Origin of the sequence: Streptomyces cyanogenus (assembly GCF_017526105.1) — a bacterium.
GTDB classification, from domain to species: domain Bacteria; phylum Actinomycetota; class Actinomycetes; order Streptomycetales; family Streptomycetaceae; genus Streptomyces; species Streptomyces cyanogenus.
Map to the genome: position 1 here is coordinate 2,472,612 of NZ_CP071839.1, position 16,971 is coordinate 2,489,582.

The 16,971-nt window shown below is 70.3% G+C and carries 12 protein-coding genes and 1 tRNA gene; 7 read left to right on the plus strand and 6 right to left on the minus strand.

Annotated elements, in window-relative coordinates; translation table 11 throughout:
* Positions 1 to 27 precede the first annotated feature (27 nt).
* From S1361_RS11040 to S1361_RS11060, 5 genes are all read left to right on the plus strand, one after another.
* Positions 28 to 1,260 carry a branched-chain amino acid ABC transporter substrate-binding protein gene (locus S1361_RS11040; protein WP_208031672.1) on the plus strand — a complete coding sequence of 411 codons (1,233 nt, stop codon included), beginning with the start codon at positions 28 to 30 and terminating at the stop codon, positions 1,258 to 1,260.
* Between the two features lie 111 nt (positions 1,261 to 1,371).
* Positions 1,372 to 2,301 carry a branched-chain amino acid ABC transporter permease gene (locus tag S1361_RS11045; protein ID WP_208031673.1) on the plus strand — a complete coding sequence of 310 codons (930 nt, stop codon included), beginning with the start codon at positions 1,372 to 1,374 and terminating at the stop codon, positions 2,299 to 2,301.
* Between the two features lie 5 nt (positions 2,302 to 2,306).
* Positions 2,307 to 4,133: a branched-chain amino acid ABC transporter permease gene (locus S1361_RS11050; protein WP_208031674.1), complete on the plus strand. Its 1,827-nt coding sequence runs from the start codon at positions 2,307 to 2,309 to the stop codon at positions 4,131 to 4,133.
* A gap of 5 nt (positions 4,134 to 4,138) precedes the next feature.
* Positions 4,139 to 5,050 (plus strand): ABC transporter ATP-binding protein, encoded by a 912-nt coding sequence (locus S1361_RS11055; RefSeq protein ID WP_208031675.1) that lies wholly within the window; start codon positions 4,139 to 4,141, stop codon positions 5,048 to 5,050.
* Positions 5,047 to 5,763 (plus strand): ABC transporter ATP-binding protein, encoded by a 717-nt coding sequence (locus tag S1361_RS11060; protein ID WP_208031676.1) that lies wholly within the window; start codon positions 5,047 to 5,049, stop codon positions 5,761 to 5,763. The genes S1361_RS11055 and S1361_RS11060 overlap by 4 nt, the downstream gene beginning before the upstream one ends.
* A gap of 69 nt (positions 5,764 to 5,832) precedes the next feature.
* On the opposite strand, the gene S1361_RS11065 is transcribed toward S1361_RS11060, so the two are convergent.
* Positions 5,833 to 6,489: an ANTAR domain-containing response regulator gene (locus S1361_RS11065; protein WP_208031677.1), complete on the minus strand. Its 657-nt coding sequence runs from the start codon at positions 6,487 to 6,489 to the stop codon at positions 5,833 to 5,835.
* Positions 6,490 to 6,590: 101 nt separating this feature from the next.
* On the opposite strand from S1361_RS11065, the gene S1361_RS11070 reads away from it, so the two are divergent.
* Positions 6,591 to 6,664, plus strand: a tRNA-Leu gene (locus S1361_RS11070).
* Between the two features lie 322 nt (positions 6,665 to 6,986).
* On the opposite strand, the gene pyk is transcribed toward S1361_RS11070, so the two are convergent.
* Positions 6,987 to 8,423 (minus strand): pyruvate kinase, encoded by a 1,437-nt coding sequence (gene pyk, locus S1361_RS11075; protein WP_208031678.1) that lies wholly within the window; start codon positions 8,421 to 8,423, stop codon positions 6,987 to 6,989.
* 218 nt (positions 8,424 to 8,641) lie between these two features.
* On the opposite strand from pyk, the gene S1361_RS11080 reads away from it, so the two are divergent.
* A complete protein-coding gene (locus S1361_RS11080; RefSeq protein WP_208031679.1) occupies positions 8,642 to 10,447 on the plus strand; it encodes a bifunctional metallophosphatase/5'-nucleotidase in 1,806 nt (601 codons plus the stop codon).
* A 126-nt stretch (positions 10,448 to 10,573) separates the two neighbouring features.
* Here the strand turns inward: S1361_RS11080 and S1361_RS11085 are convergent, their stop codons facing one another.
* The 4 genes from S1361_RS11085 to pepN form a co-directional block, all read right to left on the minus strand.
* Positions 10,574 to 11,986, minus strand: coding sequence for a lysine N(6)-hydroxylase/L-ornithine N(5)-oxygenase family protein (locus tag S1361_RS11085; RefSeq protein WP_208031680.1), 1,413 nt, complete (start codon positions 11,984 to 11,986; stop codon positions 10,574 to 10,576).
* The gene (locus S1361_RS11090; RefSeq protein ID WP_208031681.1) at positions 11,983 to 13,350 is read right to left on the minus strand and encodes a pyridoxal phosphate-dependent decarboxylase family protein; all 1,368 of its coding nucleotides are present in this window, start codon (positions 13,348 to 13,350) and stop codon (positions 11,983 to 11,985) included. Before S1361_RS11090 ends, S1361_RS11085 begins: the two co-directional genes overlap by 4 nt.
* Before the next feature lie 164 nt (positions 13,351 to 13,514).
* A complete protein-coding gene (locus S1361_RS11095; protein WP_208031682.1) occupies positions 13,515 to 14,336 on the minus strand; it encodes an NAD(P)H-binding protein in 822 nt (273 codons plus the stop codon).
* 106 nt (positions 14,337 to 14,442) lie between these two features.
* Positions 14,443 to 16,953 (minus strand): aminopeptidase N, encoded by a 2,511-nt coding sequence (gene pepN, locus S1361_RS11100; protein WP_208031683.1) that lies wholly within the window; start codon positions 16,951 to 16,953, stop codon positions 14,443 to 14,445.
* Positions 16,954 to 16,971 lie beyond the last annotated feature (18 nt).

Consider the following 16,971-nt stretch of genomic DNA (forward strand, 5'->3'; position numbering starts at 1 on the left):
CGGTTGTGCCTGGGGAAAGGACTGATCGTGCGTCAACGTTCGCTTATCGCCATCACCGCCGCGCTGGCGGCGGGAGCGCTCACCCTCACCGCCTGCGGCTCGCGCGACAGCGGCGACAAGGGCTCGGACTCCGGCAACGGCGGCACCACCGTCGTCATCGGTGTCGACGCCCCCCTGACCGGCGACCTGTCCGCCATGGGCCTCGGCATCAAGAACTCGGCGGACCTCGCCGTCCGGAACGCCAACAAGCAGCAGCTGGTCAAGGGCGTCACCTTCAAGATCGACGCCCGCGACGACCAGGCCCAGCCGTCCGCCGGCCAGCAGAACGCCTCCAGCTTCGTCTCGGACAAGAACGTCCTCGGCGTCGTCGGCCCGCTGAACTCCTCGGTCGCCGAGTCCATGCAGAAGGTCTTCGACGACGCCAAGCTCGTCCAGGTCTCCCCCGCCAACACCGGCCCGGCCCTGACCCAGGGCCCGGACTGGCAGAACAAGAAGGTCCGCCCGTACAAGGCGTACTTCCGCACCGCGACCACGGACGCCATCCAGGGCCCGTTCGCCGCGCAGTACGTCTACAACACCGCCAAGAAGAAGAAGGTCTTCGTCATCGACGACAAGAAGACCTACGGCTCCGGCCTCGCCGCGACCTTCACCACCGAGTTCAAGAAGCTCGGCGGCAAGGTGGTCGGCACCGAGCACATCAACCCGGACGCCAAGGACTTCTCCGCGATCGCCACCAAGGTCAAGAACTCCGGCGCCCAGGTCGTCTACTACGGCGGCGAGTACCCGCAGGCCGGCCCGCTCAGCAAGCAGATCAAGGCCGCCGGTGCCAAGATCCCGCTGGTCGGCGGCGACGGCGTCAAGGACGACACCTACATGAAGCTGGCGGGCTCCGAGGCCACCGGCGACCTCGCCACCTCCGTCGGCGCCCCCGTCGAGGACCTCCCCTCCGCCAAGCAGTTCGTGGCCGACTACAAGGCCGCCGGCTACAAGGAGGAGTACTCCGCCTACGGCGGCTACGCCTACGACTCCGCCTGGGCGGTCATCGAGGCCGTGAAGAAGGTCGCCGACGCCAACGGCGGCAAGCTGCCCACCGACGCCCGCGCCAAGATCACCGAGGCCATGCAGGGCGTGTCCTTCGACGGCGTGACCGGCAAGGTCTCGTTCGACGAGTTCGGCGACGCCACCAACAAGCAGCTGACCGTGTACGCCGTGAAGAACGGTGCCTGGGTTCCCGTCAAGTCCGGTACCTACACCGGCTGATCCCCACCTGCACCACTCAAGAGCCGCGCGGGGCGCTGTTCCACTGGCGTCCCGCGCGGACTCGCATCCGGCCACATCCCTCGCACTTTCCGAACGCTCGGAGGACATGCGGTGAACGAACTGCCGCAGCAGCTGGTCAACGGCCTGCTACTAGGATCCATGTACGGGCTGGTCGCCATCGGCTACACAATGGTCTACGGCATTGTCCAGCTCATCAACTTCGCCCACGGCGAGATCTTCATGACGGGCGCGTTCGGCGCTCTCACTGTCTGGCTCTGGCTCCCCGGCGGCACCACCATGTGGATCGCGCTGCCGCTGATGATCGTCGGCGCCGTGATCGTCGCGGTCGCCATCGCCGTCGGAGCGGAACGATTCGCCTACCGGCCCCTCCGCAACGCCCCACGCCTCGCCCCTCTGATCACCGCCATCGGCCTCTCCCTGGCGCTGCAGCAGGCCGTGTGGGCCTGGTACCCGGAGGCGAAGTCCGCGCGCACCTTCCCGCAGATCGAAGGCGGCCCCTTCGAGATCGGCAGCGTCACCATCCAGACCGGTGACATCTTCCTCGTCGTCGCCGCCCCCATCAGCATGGCGGTCCTCGCCTGGTTCGTGATGAAGACCCGCACCGGCCGCGGCATGCAGGCCACCGCACAGGATCCGGACACCGCGAAGCTGATGGGCGTCAACACCGACCGCATCATCGTGATCGCGTTCGCACTCGGCGCCGCGTTCGCCGCCGTCGGAGCCGTCGCCTACGGCCTGAAGTACGGCGAGATCAACTTCCGGATGGGCTTCATCCTCGGTCTGAAGGCGTTCACCGCAGCCGTCCTCGGCGGCATCGGCAACATCTACGGAGCCATGATCGGCGGCGTGGTCCTCGGCGTGGCCGAGACCCTCGCCACCGCCTACATCGCCGACATCCCGGGCATGGACAAGTTCGGCAGCCAGTCCTGGGCCGACGTCTGGGCCTTCGTACTCCTCATCCTCGTACTGCTGTTCAGGCCGCAGGGCCTGCTCGGCGAGCGCGTCGCGGACAGGGCGTGACACCGATGACCACACAGACCACCGCACCCGACACCCCCGGCGCCCGCAAGGCCGACACCCCGTCCGGCCTGCTGCCCCTGCCGGAGAAGGCCGCCCGCGCCCTCGCCCTCGGCGGCAGCGTCCTGACGATCGTCTCCACGTTCCTCGCCTGGACCTGGACCTCCGCATTCCCCGGCGACCTCACCGTCTACGGCTACCCGGGCGGCCTGCAGGTCCTCGTCCTCATCGGCGCGGCCCTCGCCAGCCTCTTCGCACTGGCCTCCTACGGCCTGCGGGGCCTGAACTGGCTGGTGCCCGCCGGCCCCGACGCGGCCCTGAAGTTCGCCACCCTCGCCACCTTCGCCACCGCCTGGTACACGGTCATCGCCATCAGCACCGATCTCGGCGGAGTCGTCAACCTCGAACCCGGTGGCTACCTCGTCGCCGTCGCCAGCCTCGCCGCCCTCGCCGGCGCCCTGGCCCTGCCCTTCCAGCGGCCCCAGCCCGACCCGATCGACCCCGACGACACCGGCTGGGAGAAGTTCAAGCACGGCGCCGCACACAACTGGGAGACCACCAAGGCGGTCTTCAGCGCCGGCTCCCCCCGGCCCGTGGGCTCGCTCCCGTCGTACGCCGAGATCCTCGTCATCGTCGCGATGCTCGCACTCGGCCTCGTCGTCTTCACCTACGGCATCGGCACCGAGTACGACGAGCTGTTCATCGGCTTCCTCATCACTGCCGGCCTCGGCTTCGCCGCCCTCAACAAGGCCGGTGTGATCGCCCACGCCTCACAGATCGCCTCCCGGCACACGAACATCACCATCTGCGGCGCCTTCGTCGCGGCGGCACTGTTCCCCTTCACCCAGACCAACGACCAGTACGCGACCCTCGGCGTCTACATCCTGATCTTCGCCACCGTCGCCCTCGGCCTGAACATCGTCGTCGGCCTCGCCGGCCTCCTCGACCTCGGATACGTCGCCTTCCTCGGCGTCGGCGCCTACGCGGCGGCCCTGGTCTCCGGCTCCCCGAGCTCCCCGTTCGACGTGCACTTCCCCTTCTGGGCCGCGGTCCTCGTCGGCGCCGCCGCCTCCCTCGTCTTCGGTGTACTCATCGGCGCCCCGACCCTGCGGCTGCGCGGCGACTACCTCGCCATCGTCACCCTCGGCTTCGGTGAGATCTTCCGCATCACCGCGAACAACCTCGACGGCACCTCCGGACCCGACCTCACCAACGGCTCCAACGGCATCAGCTCCATCCCCAACCTCGACGTCCTCGGCTTCGACTTCGGCGCCCAGCACGACATGGGCGGCTTCACCATCGGCCGGTTCGCCAACTACTTCTTCCTGATGCTGATCATCACCGCGATCGTGGTGCTGGTCTTCCGCCGCAGCGGCAACTCCCGCATCGGACGCGCCTGGGTGGCCATCCGCGAGGACGAGACCGCCGCCCTCGCCATGGGCATCAACGGCTTCCGGGTCAAGCTCATCGCCTTCGCCGTCGGCGCCTCGCTCGCCGGCCTCGCCGGCACCGTCCAGGCCCACGTCACCTACACCGTGACCCCCGAGCAGTACCTGTTCGCCGGTCCCATCCCGCCCAACTCCGCCTTCCTGCTCGCCGCGGTCGTCCTCGGCGGCATGGGCACCATCAGCGGCCCGCTGATCGGCGCAGCCCTGCTCTTCCTCATCCCGAACAAGCTCCAGTTCCTCGGCAACTACCAGCTCTTCGCCTTCGGCCTCGCACTCATCCTGCTGATGCGGTTCCGCCCCGAGGGCCTCATCCCCAACCGGCGCCGCCAGCTCGAATTCCACGAAGAGGCGGAAGCACCCACCCTCCTGACGAAGGCGGGGGCCTGACCACCATGACCACCGACACCACCACCAAGGACACCACCCCCGGCGCCGCCGCGCCCGGCGAGACCGTCCTCGACGCCCGCGGCGTGACCATGCGCTTCGGCGGCCTCACCGCCGTACGCGGCGTCGACCTCACCGTCGGCGCCGGCGAGATCGTCGGCCTCATCGGCCCCAACGGCGCCGGCAAGACCACCTTCTTCAACTGCCTGACCGGCCTGTACGTCCCCACCGAGGGCGAAGTCCGGTACAAGGGCAACGTCCTGCCGCCCAAGTCCTTCAAGGTCACCGCGGCCGGCATCGCACGCACCTTCCAGAACATCCGGCTCTTCGCCAACATGACCGTCCTGGAGAACGTGCTCGTCGGCCGGCACACCCGCACCAAAGAGGGCTTCTGGTCCGCCGTACTGCGCGGCCCCGGCTTCCACAAGGCCGAAAAGGCCTCCCGGGACCGGGCCATGGAACTGCTGGCGTTCGTCGGCCTCGACCACAAGGCCGAGCACCTCGCCCGCAACCTGCCCTACGGCGAACAGCGCAAGCTGGAGATCGCCCGCGCCCTGGCCAGCGAGCCCGGACTGCTCCTGCTCGACGAACCGACGGCCGGCATGAACCCCCAGGAGACCCGGACCACCGAGGAACTGGTCTTCGCCATCCGCGACATGGGCATCGCCGTCCTCGTCATCGAGCACGACATGCGCTTCATCTTCAACCTGTGCGACCGCGTGGCCGTGCTCGTACAGGGCGAGAAGCTCATCGAAGGCGACAGCGCGACCGTCCAGGGCGACGAACGGGTGGTCGCGGCCTACCTCGGCGAACCCTTCGAGAACGCACCCGGCGCCGAGGAAGCGGCCGAGGTGGAGGCCGCCGAGGCCCACGCCGAGCCCACCACGGACGCCGCGCCCGGCAAGGAGAACGACCGATGACCGCACTGCTGGAAGTCGAGGACCTGAGAGTCGCCTACGGCAAGATCGAGGCCGTCAAGGGCATCTCCTTCAAGGTCGAGGCCGGTCAGGTCGTCACCCTCATCGGCACCAACGGCGCCGGCAAGACCACCACCCTGCGCACACTGTCCGGCCTGCTGAAGCCGGTCGGCGGACAGATCAGGTTCAACGGCAGGTCACTGAAGAAGGTCCCGGCCCACCAGGTGGTCTCGCTGGGCCTCGCCCACTCCCCCGAGGGGCGGCACATCTTCCCGCGCATGAGCATCGAGGACAACCTGCGCCTCGGCGCGTTCCTGCGCAACGACAAGCCGGGCATCGAGAAGGACATCCAGCGCGCCTACGACCTCTTCCCCATCCTCGGGGAGCGGCGCAAGCAGGCCGCGGGCACCCTCTCCGGCGGTGAGCAGCAGATGCTGGCGATGGGCAGGGCACTGATGTCCCAGCCGAAGCTGCTGATGCTGGACGAGCCGTCGATGGGTCTGTCGCCGATCATGATGCAGAAGATCATGGCGACGATCGCCGAGCTGAAGGCACAGGGCACCACGATCCTGCTGGTCGAGCAGAACGCCCAGGCGGCGCTCTCCCTCGCCGACCAGGGTCACGTCATGGAGGTCGGCAACATCGTCCTGTCCGGCACGGGACAGGACCTGCTGCACGACGAGTCGGTCCGCAAGGCCTACCTCGGCGAGGACTGACCGTCCGGGTACGACGCGGCCCGCGCCCCTTTCTCCGGGGCGCGGGCCGCGTCGTACGAGAGGTGCCGCTCAGTCCTTCTTGGCGGCCTTCTTCTCCTCGCTGTCCGCGATGACCGCCTCCGCGACCTGCTGCATCGACATGCGGCGGTCCATGGAGGTCTTCTGGATCCAACGGAAGGCGGCCGGCTCGGTCAGGCCGTACTCCGTCTGCAGGATGGACTTCGCGCGGTCGACCAGCTTGCGGGTCTCCAGCCGCTGGGTGAGGTCGGCGACCTCCTTCTCCAGCTGCTTCAGCTCGGTGAACCGGGAGACGGCCATCTCGATCGCCGGCACGACGTCGCTCTTGCTGAAGGGCTTGACCAGGTACGCCATGGCGCCGGCGTCCCGGGCGCGCTCGACGAGGTCGCGCTGCGAGAAGGCGGTGAGCATCAGGACCGGCGCGATGGACTCCTCGGCGATCTTCTCGGCCGCGGAGATGCCGTCCAGCTTGGGCATCTTCACGTCCAGGATGACCAGGTCCGGCTTGTGCTCGCGGGCCAGCTCGACGGCCTGCTCGCCGTCCCCGGCCTCGCCGACGACCGTGTACCCCTCCTCTTCCAGCATCTCCTTCAGGTCGAGCCGGATCAGGGCCTCGTCCTCGGCGATGACGACACGGGTCGTCAGCGGAGGCACGTGCGACTTGTCGTCGTCGGGCGCGTCTACGGGCTGGGGCGACTCGGCGGTCACGGGGGCTCCTCGTTCAGGGCAGGGGTACTGCTGACAAGAGCCTACCTAGCTACGGTATGGTGGACTGGCAGCGGGTCGGCGTAAATCTTCGATTCGCAGGAGCTCCGGTAGTCCAATCGGCAGAGACGATACCCTCAAAAGGTATTCAGTGTGGGTTCGAGTCCCACCCGGGGCACTTTTCCTTCGGTTCTAAGGTCGCCCACACAAGCGGAGGATCGCGTTCGCGTGATCTTCCGCTTTTTGCTGCGTGTCGCCGTGATTACTGGCTGGACCGCCCGGCGTACGCCTCCCTGCTCGGCCTCTATTTGGGCGACGGCTACGTCATCTCCAAGCCGAGGCAGCACTGCCTCATGGTGACGTGCACCGCCTCGTGGCATCAGCCGTCCCGGACGGACAGGCTGTATCGACGGCTGCCACATCACCAACTGGACGCCCCGAGAAGGCCTCCGTGGCACTGTTCGACACCCACGCCGGCCCCAAGTACTGACGGGCCCGCGTCACTTCGGGCTGTCGTCCTCGCCGATGTGGTGGACCCTGACCATGTTGGTGGAGCCCGAGACGCCGGGCGGGGAGCCTGCCGTGATCACCACGATGTCGCCCTTCTCGCAGCGGCCGTACTTCAGCAGCAGCTCGTCCACCTGGTCCACCATGGCGTCGGTGGAGTCCGCGTGCGGGCCGAGGAAGGTCTCCGTGCCCCAGGTGAGGCTGAGCTGGGAGCGGGTGGCCGGCTCCGGGGTGAAGGCGAGGAGGGGGATCGGGGAGCGGTAGCGGGAGAGGCGGCGGGCGGTGTCGCCCGACTGTGTGAACGCCACCAGGAACCTCGCGCCGAGGAAGTCGCCCATCTCGGCGGCGGCCCGGGCGACGGCTCCGCCCTGGGTGCGCGGCTTGGTCCGTTCGGTCAGTGGTGGCAGGCCACCCGCCAGCATGTCCTCCTCGGCCGCCGCGACGATCTTCGCCATGGTGCGCACGGTCTCGACCGGGTACTTGCCGACGCTGGTCTCGCCGGAGAGCATCACCGCGTCGGTGCCGTCGAGGACCGCGTTGGCGACGTCGGAGGCCTCGGCGCGGGTGGGGCGGGAGTTGTCGATCATCGAGTCGAGCATCTGGGTGGCGACGATCACCGGCTTGGCGTTGCGCCTGGCGAGTGTGACGGCGCGCTTCTGGACGATCGGTACCTGCTCCAGCGGCATCTCGACGCCCAGGTCGCCGCGGGCGACCATCAGGCCGTCGAAGGCGGCGACGATGCCGTCGAGGTTCTGTACCGCCTGTGGCTTCTCGATCTTGGCGATCACCGGGAGGCGGCGGCCTTCGTCGGCCATGATCCGGTGCACGTCCGCGGCGTCGTCGCCGCTGCGGACGAAGGAGAGGGCGATCACGTCGAATCCCGTGCGCAGCGCCCAGCGCAGGTCGTCCCGGTCCTTTTCGGAGAGGGCGGGGACGGAGACGGCGACGCCGGGCAGGTTCAGGCCTTTGTGGTCGGAGACGACGCCGCCTTCGAGTACCCGGGTGCGCACGCGGGGGCCGTCGACGGCGGTGACCTCCAGGCAGACCTTGCCGTCGTCCACGAGGATGCGCTCGCCGGGCGTGACGTCGGCGGCGAGGCCCGCGTAGGTGGTGCCGCACTGGTGGCGGTCGCCCTCGGCGCCGTCCTCCACGGTGATGGTGAAGGTGTCGCCGCGTTCAAGGAGTACCGGTCCTTCGGTGAAACGGCCGAGCCGGATCTTCGGACCCTGAAGGTCGGCGAGGATTCCGACGCTGCGGCCGGTTTCGTCGGCCGCCTTTCGCACGCGCTGGTAACGCTCCTCGTGCTCGGCGTGCGTGCCGTGGCTGAGGTTGAAGCGGGCGACGTCCATTCCGGCTTCGACCAGTGCCTTGATCTGGTCGTACGAGTCGGTGGCGGGCCCCAATGTACAGACGATCTTTGCTCGGCGCATGGGTCGAGCCTATGGCTTACCCGCGGGTAGAGAATTGGCGCCGTATGACTAATCAACAGACTTTTGGCAAAGGCTTATTGACAACTGTTGAATTGTGCGACAGCTCGCTCCTATGAGCGATGGTCACCAGATCGCAACCTCCCGGACCTGTCGCCGGAAGTCATGTTCAGGTCAGAATCTACGCGCGTTGTTCGACCACCGCCAAGGAGAAGCGAGACATGCCGTTGAACCGCCGGAAGTTCCTGAAGAAGTCCGCCGCCACCGGAGCGGGAGTGGCGATCGCCGGTGCGGCGGCGGCCCCGGCGGCCGAGGCGGCTCAGCTCACGAAGCCCGGGCACCCCGTGAAGCGGTACTCCCTCACCGTCATGGGCACCACCGACCTGCACGGGCACGTCTTCAACTGGGACTACTTCAAGGACGCGGAGTACGCCGACAAGGCGGGCAACGCGATGGGTCTCGCCCGGATCTCCACCCTCGTCGAACAGGTGCGCAAGGAGAAGGGCCGCTGCAACACCCTGCTGCTGGACGCCGGTGACACCATCCAGGGCACCCCGCTGACCTACTACTACGCCAAGGTCGACCCGATCACCGCCAAGGGCGGCCCGGTGCACCCGATGGCGCAGGCGATGAACGCGATCGGATACGACGCGGCGGCCCTCGGCAACCACGAGTTCAACTACGGCATCGAGACGCTGCGGAAGTTCGAGGACCAGCTCGACTTCCCGCTGCTCGGCGCGAACGCGGTGGACGCCAGGACGCTCAAGCCCGCCTTCCCGCCGTACTTCATGAAGACCTTCCACGTGCCGGGCGCCAAGCCGGTCAAGGTCGCGGTGCTCGGCCTGACCAACCCGGGCATCGCGATCTGGGACAAGGCCTACGTCCAGGGCAGGCTGGCGTTCCCGGGCCTGGAGGAGCAGGCCGCCAAGTGGGTGCCGAAGCTGAAGTCGATGGGCGCGGACGTGGTCGTCGTCTCCGCGCACTCGGGCACCTCGGGCACCTCGTCGTACGGCGACCAGGTGCCGTACGTGGAGAACGCGGCGGCGAACGTGGCCAAGAAGGTGCCCGGGATCGACGCGATCCTGGTCGGCCATGCGCACGTGGAGATCCCGGAACTGAAGGTCGTCAACGAGCAGACCGGCAGGACGGTCGTGCTGTCGGAGCCGCTGTGCTACGCCGAGCGGCTCACCGTCTTCGACATCGAGCTGGTGTTCGGCAAGGGCCGCTGGGAGGTCGAGTCGGTCTCCGCCTCCCTGCGCAACTCCAACTCCGTCGCCGACGACCCGAAGATCACCAAGCTGCTCACCGACGAGCACCAGAAGGTCGTCGCGTACGTCAACCAGGTCGTGGGCCGGGCCACCGAGACCCTGACGACCGCCGAGGCCCGCTACAAGGACGCCCCGATCATCGACCTGATCACCAAGGTCCAGGAGGACGTGGTCAAGGCGGCGCTCGCGGGCACCGCGTACGCCTCGCTGCCGGTGATCGCCCAGGCCTCGCCGTTCTCCCGGACCTCCGAGATCCCGGCCGGCGAGGTCACCATCCGGGACCTGTCGAGCCTGTACGTCTACGACAACACGCTGGTCGCCAAGTTGCTGACGGGCGCCCAGGTGCGTGCCTACCTGGAGTACTCGGCGGAGTACTACGTCCAGACGGCCGCCGATGCCGCGGTCGACGTCGAGAAGCTGACCAACGCCGGTGGCCGTCCGGACTACAACTACGACTACGTCTCGGGTCTGTCGTACGACATCGACATCGCCCAGCCGGCCGGGTCGCGGATCAGGAACCTGACCTTCGGCGGGGCGGCGCTGGAGGACGACCGGCAGTTCGTGCTCGCCGTGAACAACTACCGGGCCAACGGCGGCGGTGCCTTCCCGCACGTCGCCACGGCCAAGGAGCTGTGGTCGGAGTCGACGGAGATCCGGACCCGGATCGCGGAGTGGGTGACCGCGAAGGGTGTCCTGGACCCGAAGGAGTTCGCGTCGGTGGACTGGAGGCTGGTGCGCGACGGCAAGCCGGTCTTCTAGCGCCGCGGCAGTGACAGGCCGACGGCGTCGGCGCTCGCCTGGGCGCCGGCGTCGTCGACGTGCGGCCGTCGCCGCTGTCGGGCTCGGCGAGCAGGTGTGCGCCGATCTCGTCCGGCCGGTTGCGGCTCATCTTCCCTCGACGAGCGGAGTCAGCCGTTTCGGTTGCCTGGCCTGCGGCACCCGGGCGGCCGGCTGTTCCAGCCCGAAGGAGGTGAAGGCCGTGCGCAGCGGCAGCGGATACGGTTCTCTGCCGGTGAGGGAGTTGAGGATGGTGGCGCTGCGCCAGGCGGCGAGGCCGAGGTCGGGGGCGCCGATGCCGTGCGTGTGCCGTTCGGCGTTCTGCACGTAGACGGAGCCGGTGACCGAGGGGTCGAGGACGAGGCGGAACTCGGTGTCGATGCGGGGGCGTTCGCTGCTGTCGCGGCGGATGTAGGGGTCGAGCCCGGCGAGGAGGCGGCCGAGGGGGCGTTCCCGGTAGCCGGTGGCGAGGACGACGGCGTCGGTGGTGAGCCGGGAGCGGCTGGTCTGCTGGAGGTGCTCCAGGTGCAGTTCGATCCCGGTGGTGGCCATCCGGCCCGCGGTGCGGACACGGACGCCGGGGGTGAGGACGGCGTCGGGCCAGCCGCCGTCCAGGGTGCGCCGGTACAGCTCGTCGTGGATGGCGGCGAGGGTGCCGGCGTCGATGCCCTTGTGCAGCTGCCACTGGGCGGCGGTCAGCCGGTCGCGGACGGGCTCGTCGAGGGCGTGGAAGTAGCGCGTGTAGTCGGGCGTGAAGTGTTCCAGGCCGAGTTTGGAGTACTCCATGGGCGCGAACGCCTCGGTCCGGCCGATCCAGTGCAGCTTCTCCCGGCCGGCCGGGCGGTGCCGGAGCAGGTCGAGGAAGACCTCGGCGCCGGACTGTCCGGAGCCGACGACGGTGACGTGCCCGGCGGCGAGGATGCTGTCGCGGTGGTCGAGGTAGTCGGCGGCGTGGATGACGGGCGCGCCGGGCGCGTCCACGAGGGGCCGGAGGGGGTCGGGTACGTAGGGGGCGGTGCCGATGCCGAGGACGATGTTGCGCGCGTGGGTGCGGCCGAGGGCCTGGGCCTCGCCCTCGGCGTCGAGCTGGGTGAAGTCGACTTCGAAGACGTGCCGTTCGGGGTTCCAGCGGACGGCGTCGACCTGGTGGCGAAAGCGCAGCCCGGGGAGGGATCGGGCGACCCAGCGGCAGTAGGCGTCGTATTCGGCGCGCTGGATGTGGAAGCGCTCGGCGAAGTAGAAGGGGAAGAGCCGCTCGCGGGTTCTGAGGTAGTTGAGGAAGCTCCAGGGGCTGGTGGGGTCGACGAGGGTGACCAGGTCGGCGAGGAAGGGGACCTGGACGGTGGCGCCCTCGATGAGCAGCCCGGGGTGCCAGTCGAAGCGGGGGCGCTGTTCGTAGAAGACGGCGTCGAGTTCGGTGCGCGGGTGGGCGAGGGCGGCGAGGGAGAGGTTGCACGGGCCGATGCCGATGCCGACCAGGTCGCGGGGAGCGGCGGGGTCGTGGCGTGGGGCGTGGGTCATGCGGGGGTGTTTCCTTCGGCGAGTTCGGCGAGTTTGAGCAGCTGGGCCAGGTCGTCCGGCCGGGTGTGGGGGTTGAGGACGGTGGCCTTGAGCCAGAGCCGGCCGTCGGCGCGGGCCCGGCCGAGGACGGCCCGGCCGTCGTGCTGCAGTCTGCGGCGGACGGCGGCCACGGCGTCGTCGTCGGCGCCGGCGGGGCGGAACAGGACGGTGCTGATGACGGGCCGGCCGTACAGCTCGAAGCCCGGGTGTTCCTGGACGAGTACGGCGAATTCGCGCGCGCGGGCGCAGACCAGGTCGACCAGGGTGCCGAGCCCGCTGCGGCCCAGTGTCTTGAGGGTGACGGCGATCTTCAGGATGTCGGGGCGGCGGGTGGTGCGCAGGGAGCGGCCGAGCAGGTCGGGGAGTCCGGCCTCGGTGTCGTCTTCGGCGTTGAGGTAGTCGGCGCGCTGGTGGAGGGCGGCGAGTTCGTGCGGGCGGGCGAGGGCGAGGAGTCCGGCGGCGACCGGCTGCCAGCCGAGCTTGTGCAGGTCGAGGGTGAGGGTGTGGGCGGCTTCGAGGCCGGCGAGTTTGTCGCGGTGACGGTCGCTGAAGAGGAGGCCGCCGCCGTAGGCCGCGTCGATGTGGAGCCGGGCGCCGTGGGCGGTGCACAGGCCGGCGATCTCGGGCAGTGGGTCGATGAGGCCGGCGTCGGTGGTGCCGGCGGTGGCGGCGACGAGCAGCGGGCCGGGGTGCGCGGTGAGGGCCTTGTCGAGGGCGGCGGGGTCCAGGGTGCCGTCGGGTGTGGGGATCACGACCGGGTCGGGCAGGCCGAGCAGCCAGGCGGCGCGTGGCAGGGAGTGGTGGGCGTTCGCGCCGCACACGAGGCGCACGGTGCCGCCGTGCGCCTCGCGGGCGAGCAGCAGGGCGAGTTGGTTGGACTCGGTGCCGCCGGTGGTGACGAGGGCGTCGGCGAGGCCGGCGGTGCGTGCGAGGGTGCGGGCGACCGCGGCTTCCAGGGCCGAGGCCGAGGGGGCCTGGTCCCAGGAGTCCAGGGAGGGGTTGAGGGCGCTGGCGGCGAGGTCGGCGGCGGTGGCCACGGCGAGCGGCGGGCTGTGGAGATGGGCCGTGCACAGCGGGTCGGCGGGGTCGGCGGCGCCCGCGGCGAGTTCCTGTACGAGGGTGTGCAGGGCGTCCGGGTCGCCGGTGTCCGGCAGGACGTCCCCGAGGGCGTCCGCGACGCGGGCGGCGACGGCGTCCGGTCCGCCGGCGGGCAGCGGTCCGCCGCGCTCGCGGACGCCGGCCGCGAGCGCGTCGAGCACGGTGGCGAGGAGGGGCCGCAGGGCGTCGGGGCCGCCGGGACCCGAGGCCAGGGGTGGCGTGCTCATGGAACCCTCCTCCGCTCGCGCACCCCGCCGCGGGCCCGGGCTTCCGGCTGGGGGTGGAGTTCCAGCTTGTACCGGAAGGGAGCCCTGTGTCCCGAAAGCCCGGTGAACAGAACCCGAAAGTGTGTACTGCCGTACGCGGCGGAGGTGTTGGGGCGGGCCCCGGCCTACCGGAAGTCGCCGGCGTGGTCCTGGGCCCACCGGGCGAAGGTGCGGGCCGGGGTGCCGGTGAGCTCCTGCACGGTGCCGGTGATCTCCGGGGGCACGCCGACGGTCTCGGCGAAGCTCTCCAGCAGTCGTTGGAGCATCTGCGGCGGTACGTGCGGGAACAGCTCCGGGCCCGCCTCGGCCGGGTCGACCTCGACGAAGGTCAGCTTCCGGCCGACGGCGTCGCCGATCGCCGCGACCTGGTCGGCGTTGCTGGTCGCCTCGGGCCCGGTCAGCCGGTGCACGGCGCCCTCGTGGCCGCTGTCGAGCAGGACGCGTTCGGCGACGGCCGCGATGTCGTCCTCGTGGATGGGTGCGGACAGGCCGTCCGCGAAGACACCGCGGACGGTGTCGCCCGCGCGGATCTGCGGGGCGTACTGGAGCGCGTTGGTGGCGAAGGCGTTGGGGCGCAGGAACGTCCAGTCGAGCCCGCTGTCGCGGATCTCCCGCTCGACGGTGGCGTGCATGACGTGGATGGGGTGGGTCTCGTCGGCGCCCTCCTGGATGATGCCGCTGGAGAGCAGCACGACGTGCCGCACGCCGTGCTCGCGGGCCGCCGCCAGCAGCGGGGCCGTGCCGGCCTGGGCGTACAGGAAGAGTTTCGTCGCTCCGTCGAACAGGGCGGCGGGCTCGTCCGGCTGGAACCGCACCACCTCGGCCCGCTCGGGCAGCGCGGCCCGCTGCGGGTCGCGCGTCAGCGCCCGGACGGGCTGTCCCGCGGCGAGGAGACGGTCGACGAGGGCACGGCCGACGTTGCCGGTCGCGCCGGTCACTACGATCACGGTGCTGCCTCCGGTGCTCGGTTGATCACTGACCGCCCGAGCCTAGGGACGGCGGCCGGTCCGCCGCATCGTCGGCAGGGACCAGCCGCGTCCTACGCCGCAGGACCTACGCCCCCTGCTGCTCCTGCTCGTCCCGCTGCCGGCCGCGCACGTTCAGGGCGCGGGACAGGTCGTCCAGGCGGTCGGCGAGGGTGCGGCGCAGGGCCGGGGTGAGGTCGGCGTCGCGCAGGCAGGCCTCGCCGAGCGCCAGGTTCTCGGCGTCGACGGCGTGGGCCGGGAAGGCCCAGCGGCCGGCGGCGACGGCGATGGCGGGGCCGCGGCGGGCGGCGACGGCGACCGCGTCCTCGTAGAAGCGCGGCACGTACTCCCGTACCAGCTCGGCCTGCTCGGGCTGCCAGAAGCCCTGGGCGGTGGCCGTGAACAGGTAGTTGGACAGGTCGTCGCCGGTGAACATCGCCTCCCAGGCGGCGCGCTTGGCCGCCGGGTCGGGCAGCGCGGCGCGGCAGCGGGCGGCGCCCTCCTGGCCTGTGGCGCTGGGGTCGCGCGCCAGCTCGGCGGCGATGGCGTCCTCGTCGGTGGCGCCGAGCACGGCGAGCCGGGCGAGGATGCGCCAGCGCAGCTCGGGATCGAGTTCCGGACCGCCGGGCACCGTGCCGTCGGCGAGCCAGGCGGCGATGGCCTCGGGGTGGGCGGCCACGCCGATCAGGTGCCGTACGGCGATCAGCCGCAGGCCGGGGTGGTCGCCGTCCTCGGTGCGCCGCAGCAGGTCGCGGCAGAGCGAGGTGAGGGTGGTCAGGGCGGCCGGGCGGTCCCCGGGTGTCAGGTAGTGGTCGGTGAGCTGGCCTACGGCGAAGGCGAGGACGCCCTGGGCGACGGCCAGGTCGGTCTCGTGGGGCAGGTGGGTGCGGGCCGTCTCCAGGTAGGCGGCGGGCGGGAGTTCGCCGTCGCGGACGGCGTCCCGGAGGGCGTTCCAGACGACCGCGCGGGTGAGCGGGTCGGGCAGGCCGGACAGGGCGGTGCGGACCGTCTCGAAGGACGGCGCGTCGAAGCGGACCTTGGCGTAGGTGACGTCGCCGTCGTTGAGGAGGATCAGGGCGGGGCGCTTGCCGATGGGCTGCGGTGCGGCCTGCGGGACGTCGAGGTCGATGCGCTCGCGCAGCACCAGCCGGCCTTCGCCGGCGACGTCGTGGTCGTACAGGCCGGCGCTCAGGCGGTGCGGGCGGCTGCCCGTGCGGTCGGCGGTCAGCGTGCAGGTGCCGCCGGCGGAGGTGGTCACCGGGGTGAGCGTGTCGACGCCGGTGGTGCGCAGCCAGCTGTCGGCCCAGGCGGGCACGTCGCGGTCGGTGGCCGAGGCGAGGGAGTCGATGAAGTCGGCGAGTGTGGCGTTGCCGAACCTGTGCCGCTTGAAGTGGGTGTTGATGCCGGCCAGGAAGTCCTTCTCGCCGAGCCAGGCGGCCAGCTGGCGCAGCGCGGAGGCGCCCTTGGCGTAGGAGATGCCGTCGAAGTTGAGCAGGGCGGAGGCCGTGTCGTCGACGTTCTCGGGGGCGACCGGGTGGGTGGTGGGCCGCTGGTCGGCGTCGTAGCCCCAGGCCTTGCGGGTGACGCCGAACTCGGTCCAGGGGCCGGTGAACCGGGTGGCCTCGGCGGTGGTCTGGTAGCCCATGTACTCGGCGAAGGACTCGTTCAGCCAGATGTCGTCCCACCACTTGAGGGTGACGAGGTCGCCGAACCACATGTGGGCCATCTCGTGTGCGATGACCATGGCGCGGGTCTGCCGCTCGGTGTCGGTGACGGCGGAGCGGTAGACGAAGTCGTCGCGGAAGGTGACCAGGCCGGGGTTCTCCATGGCGCCCGCGTTGAACTCGGGGACGAACGCCTGGTCGTAGGAGTCGAAGGGGTAGGGCTCCTCGAACTTCTCGTGGTAGCGGTCGAAGCACGCGCGCGTGATGTCGAGGATCTCCTCGGCGTCGGCGTCGAGGTGGGGCGCGAGCGAGCGGCGGCAGTGGATGCCGAAGGGCAGTCCGCGGTGCTCGGTGCGCACCGAGTGCCAGGGGCCGGCGGCGACGGCGACCAGGTAGGTGGAGACGGGCGGGGTGGGCGCGGCCCGCCAGACGCCGTCGCCGCGGTGTTCGGTGACGCCGTTGGCGAGGACGGTCCAGCCCTCGGGTGCCTTGACCGAGACCTCGAAGACGGCCTTGAGGTCGGGCTGGTCGAAGGCGGCGAAGACACGCTGGACGTCGTCCAGGAACAGCTGCGTGTAGACGTACGTCTCGCCGTCGCTCGGGTCGGTGAAGCGGTGCATGCCCTCGCCGGTGCGGGAGTAGCGCATGGCCGCGTCGAGGCGCAGTTCGTGTGCGCCGGCGGTGAGGTTCTTCAGCGGCAGCCGGCCCTCGCACAGGGACTCCGGGTCGAGCGGCTGTCCGTCGAGTGTGACGCTGCGCAGCTCGGCGGGCTTCAGCTCGACGAACGTGTCCCCGTCGGACCGCGCGGTGAACCGGATCGCCGTACGGGAGTCGAAGGTCTCGGCACCGGTGGTGAGGTCCAGTTCGACCGTGTACCGGTGGACGTCGAGGAGCTGTGCTCGGAGCTGCGCTTCGTCGCGCGTGAGTACGGACATGCAGGACATGCTGCCTGA

Excerpts from the sequence above, each read along its gene's own strand:
- pyk (WP_208031678.1), bottom strand. The coding sequence starts at position 8,423 with ATGCGCCGAGCAAAGATCGTCTGTACATTGGGGCCCGCCACCGACTCG.
- S1361_RS11090 (WP_208031681.1), bottom strand. The coding sequence starts at position 13,350 with ATGAGCACGCCACCCCTGGCCTCGGGTCCCGGCGGCCCCGACGCCCTG.
- pepN (WP_208031683.1), bottom strand. The coding sequence starts at position 16,953 with ATGTCCGTACTCACGCGCGACGAAGCGCAGCTCCGAGCACAGCTCCTC.
- S1361_RS11060 (WP_208031676.1), top strand. The coding sequence starts at position 5,047 with ATGACCGCACTGCTGGAAGTCGAGGACCTGAGAGTCGCCTACGGCAAG.
- S1361_RS11050 (WP_208031674.1), top strand. The coding sequence starts at position 2,307 with ATGACCACACAGACCACCGCACCCGACACCCCCGGCGCCCGCAAGGCC.
- S1361_RS11080 (WP_208031679.1), top strand. The coding sequence starts at position 8,642 with ATGCCGTTGAACCGCCGGAAGTTCCTGAAGAAGTCCGCCGCCACCGGA.
- S1361_RS11085 (WP_208031680.1), bottom strand. The coding sequence starts at position 11,986 with ATGACCCACGCCCCACGCCACGACCCCGCCGCTCCCCGCGACCTGGTC.
- S1361_RS11055 (WP_208031675.1), top strand. The coding sequence starts at position 4,139 with ATGACCACCGACACCACCACCAAGGACACCACCCCCGGCGCCGCCGCG.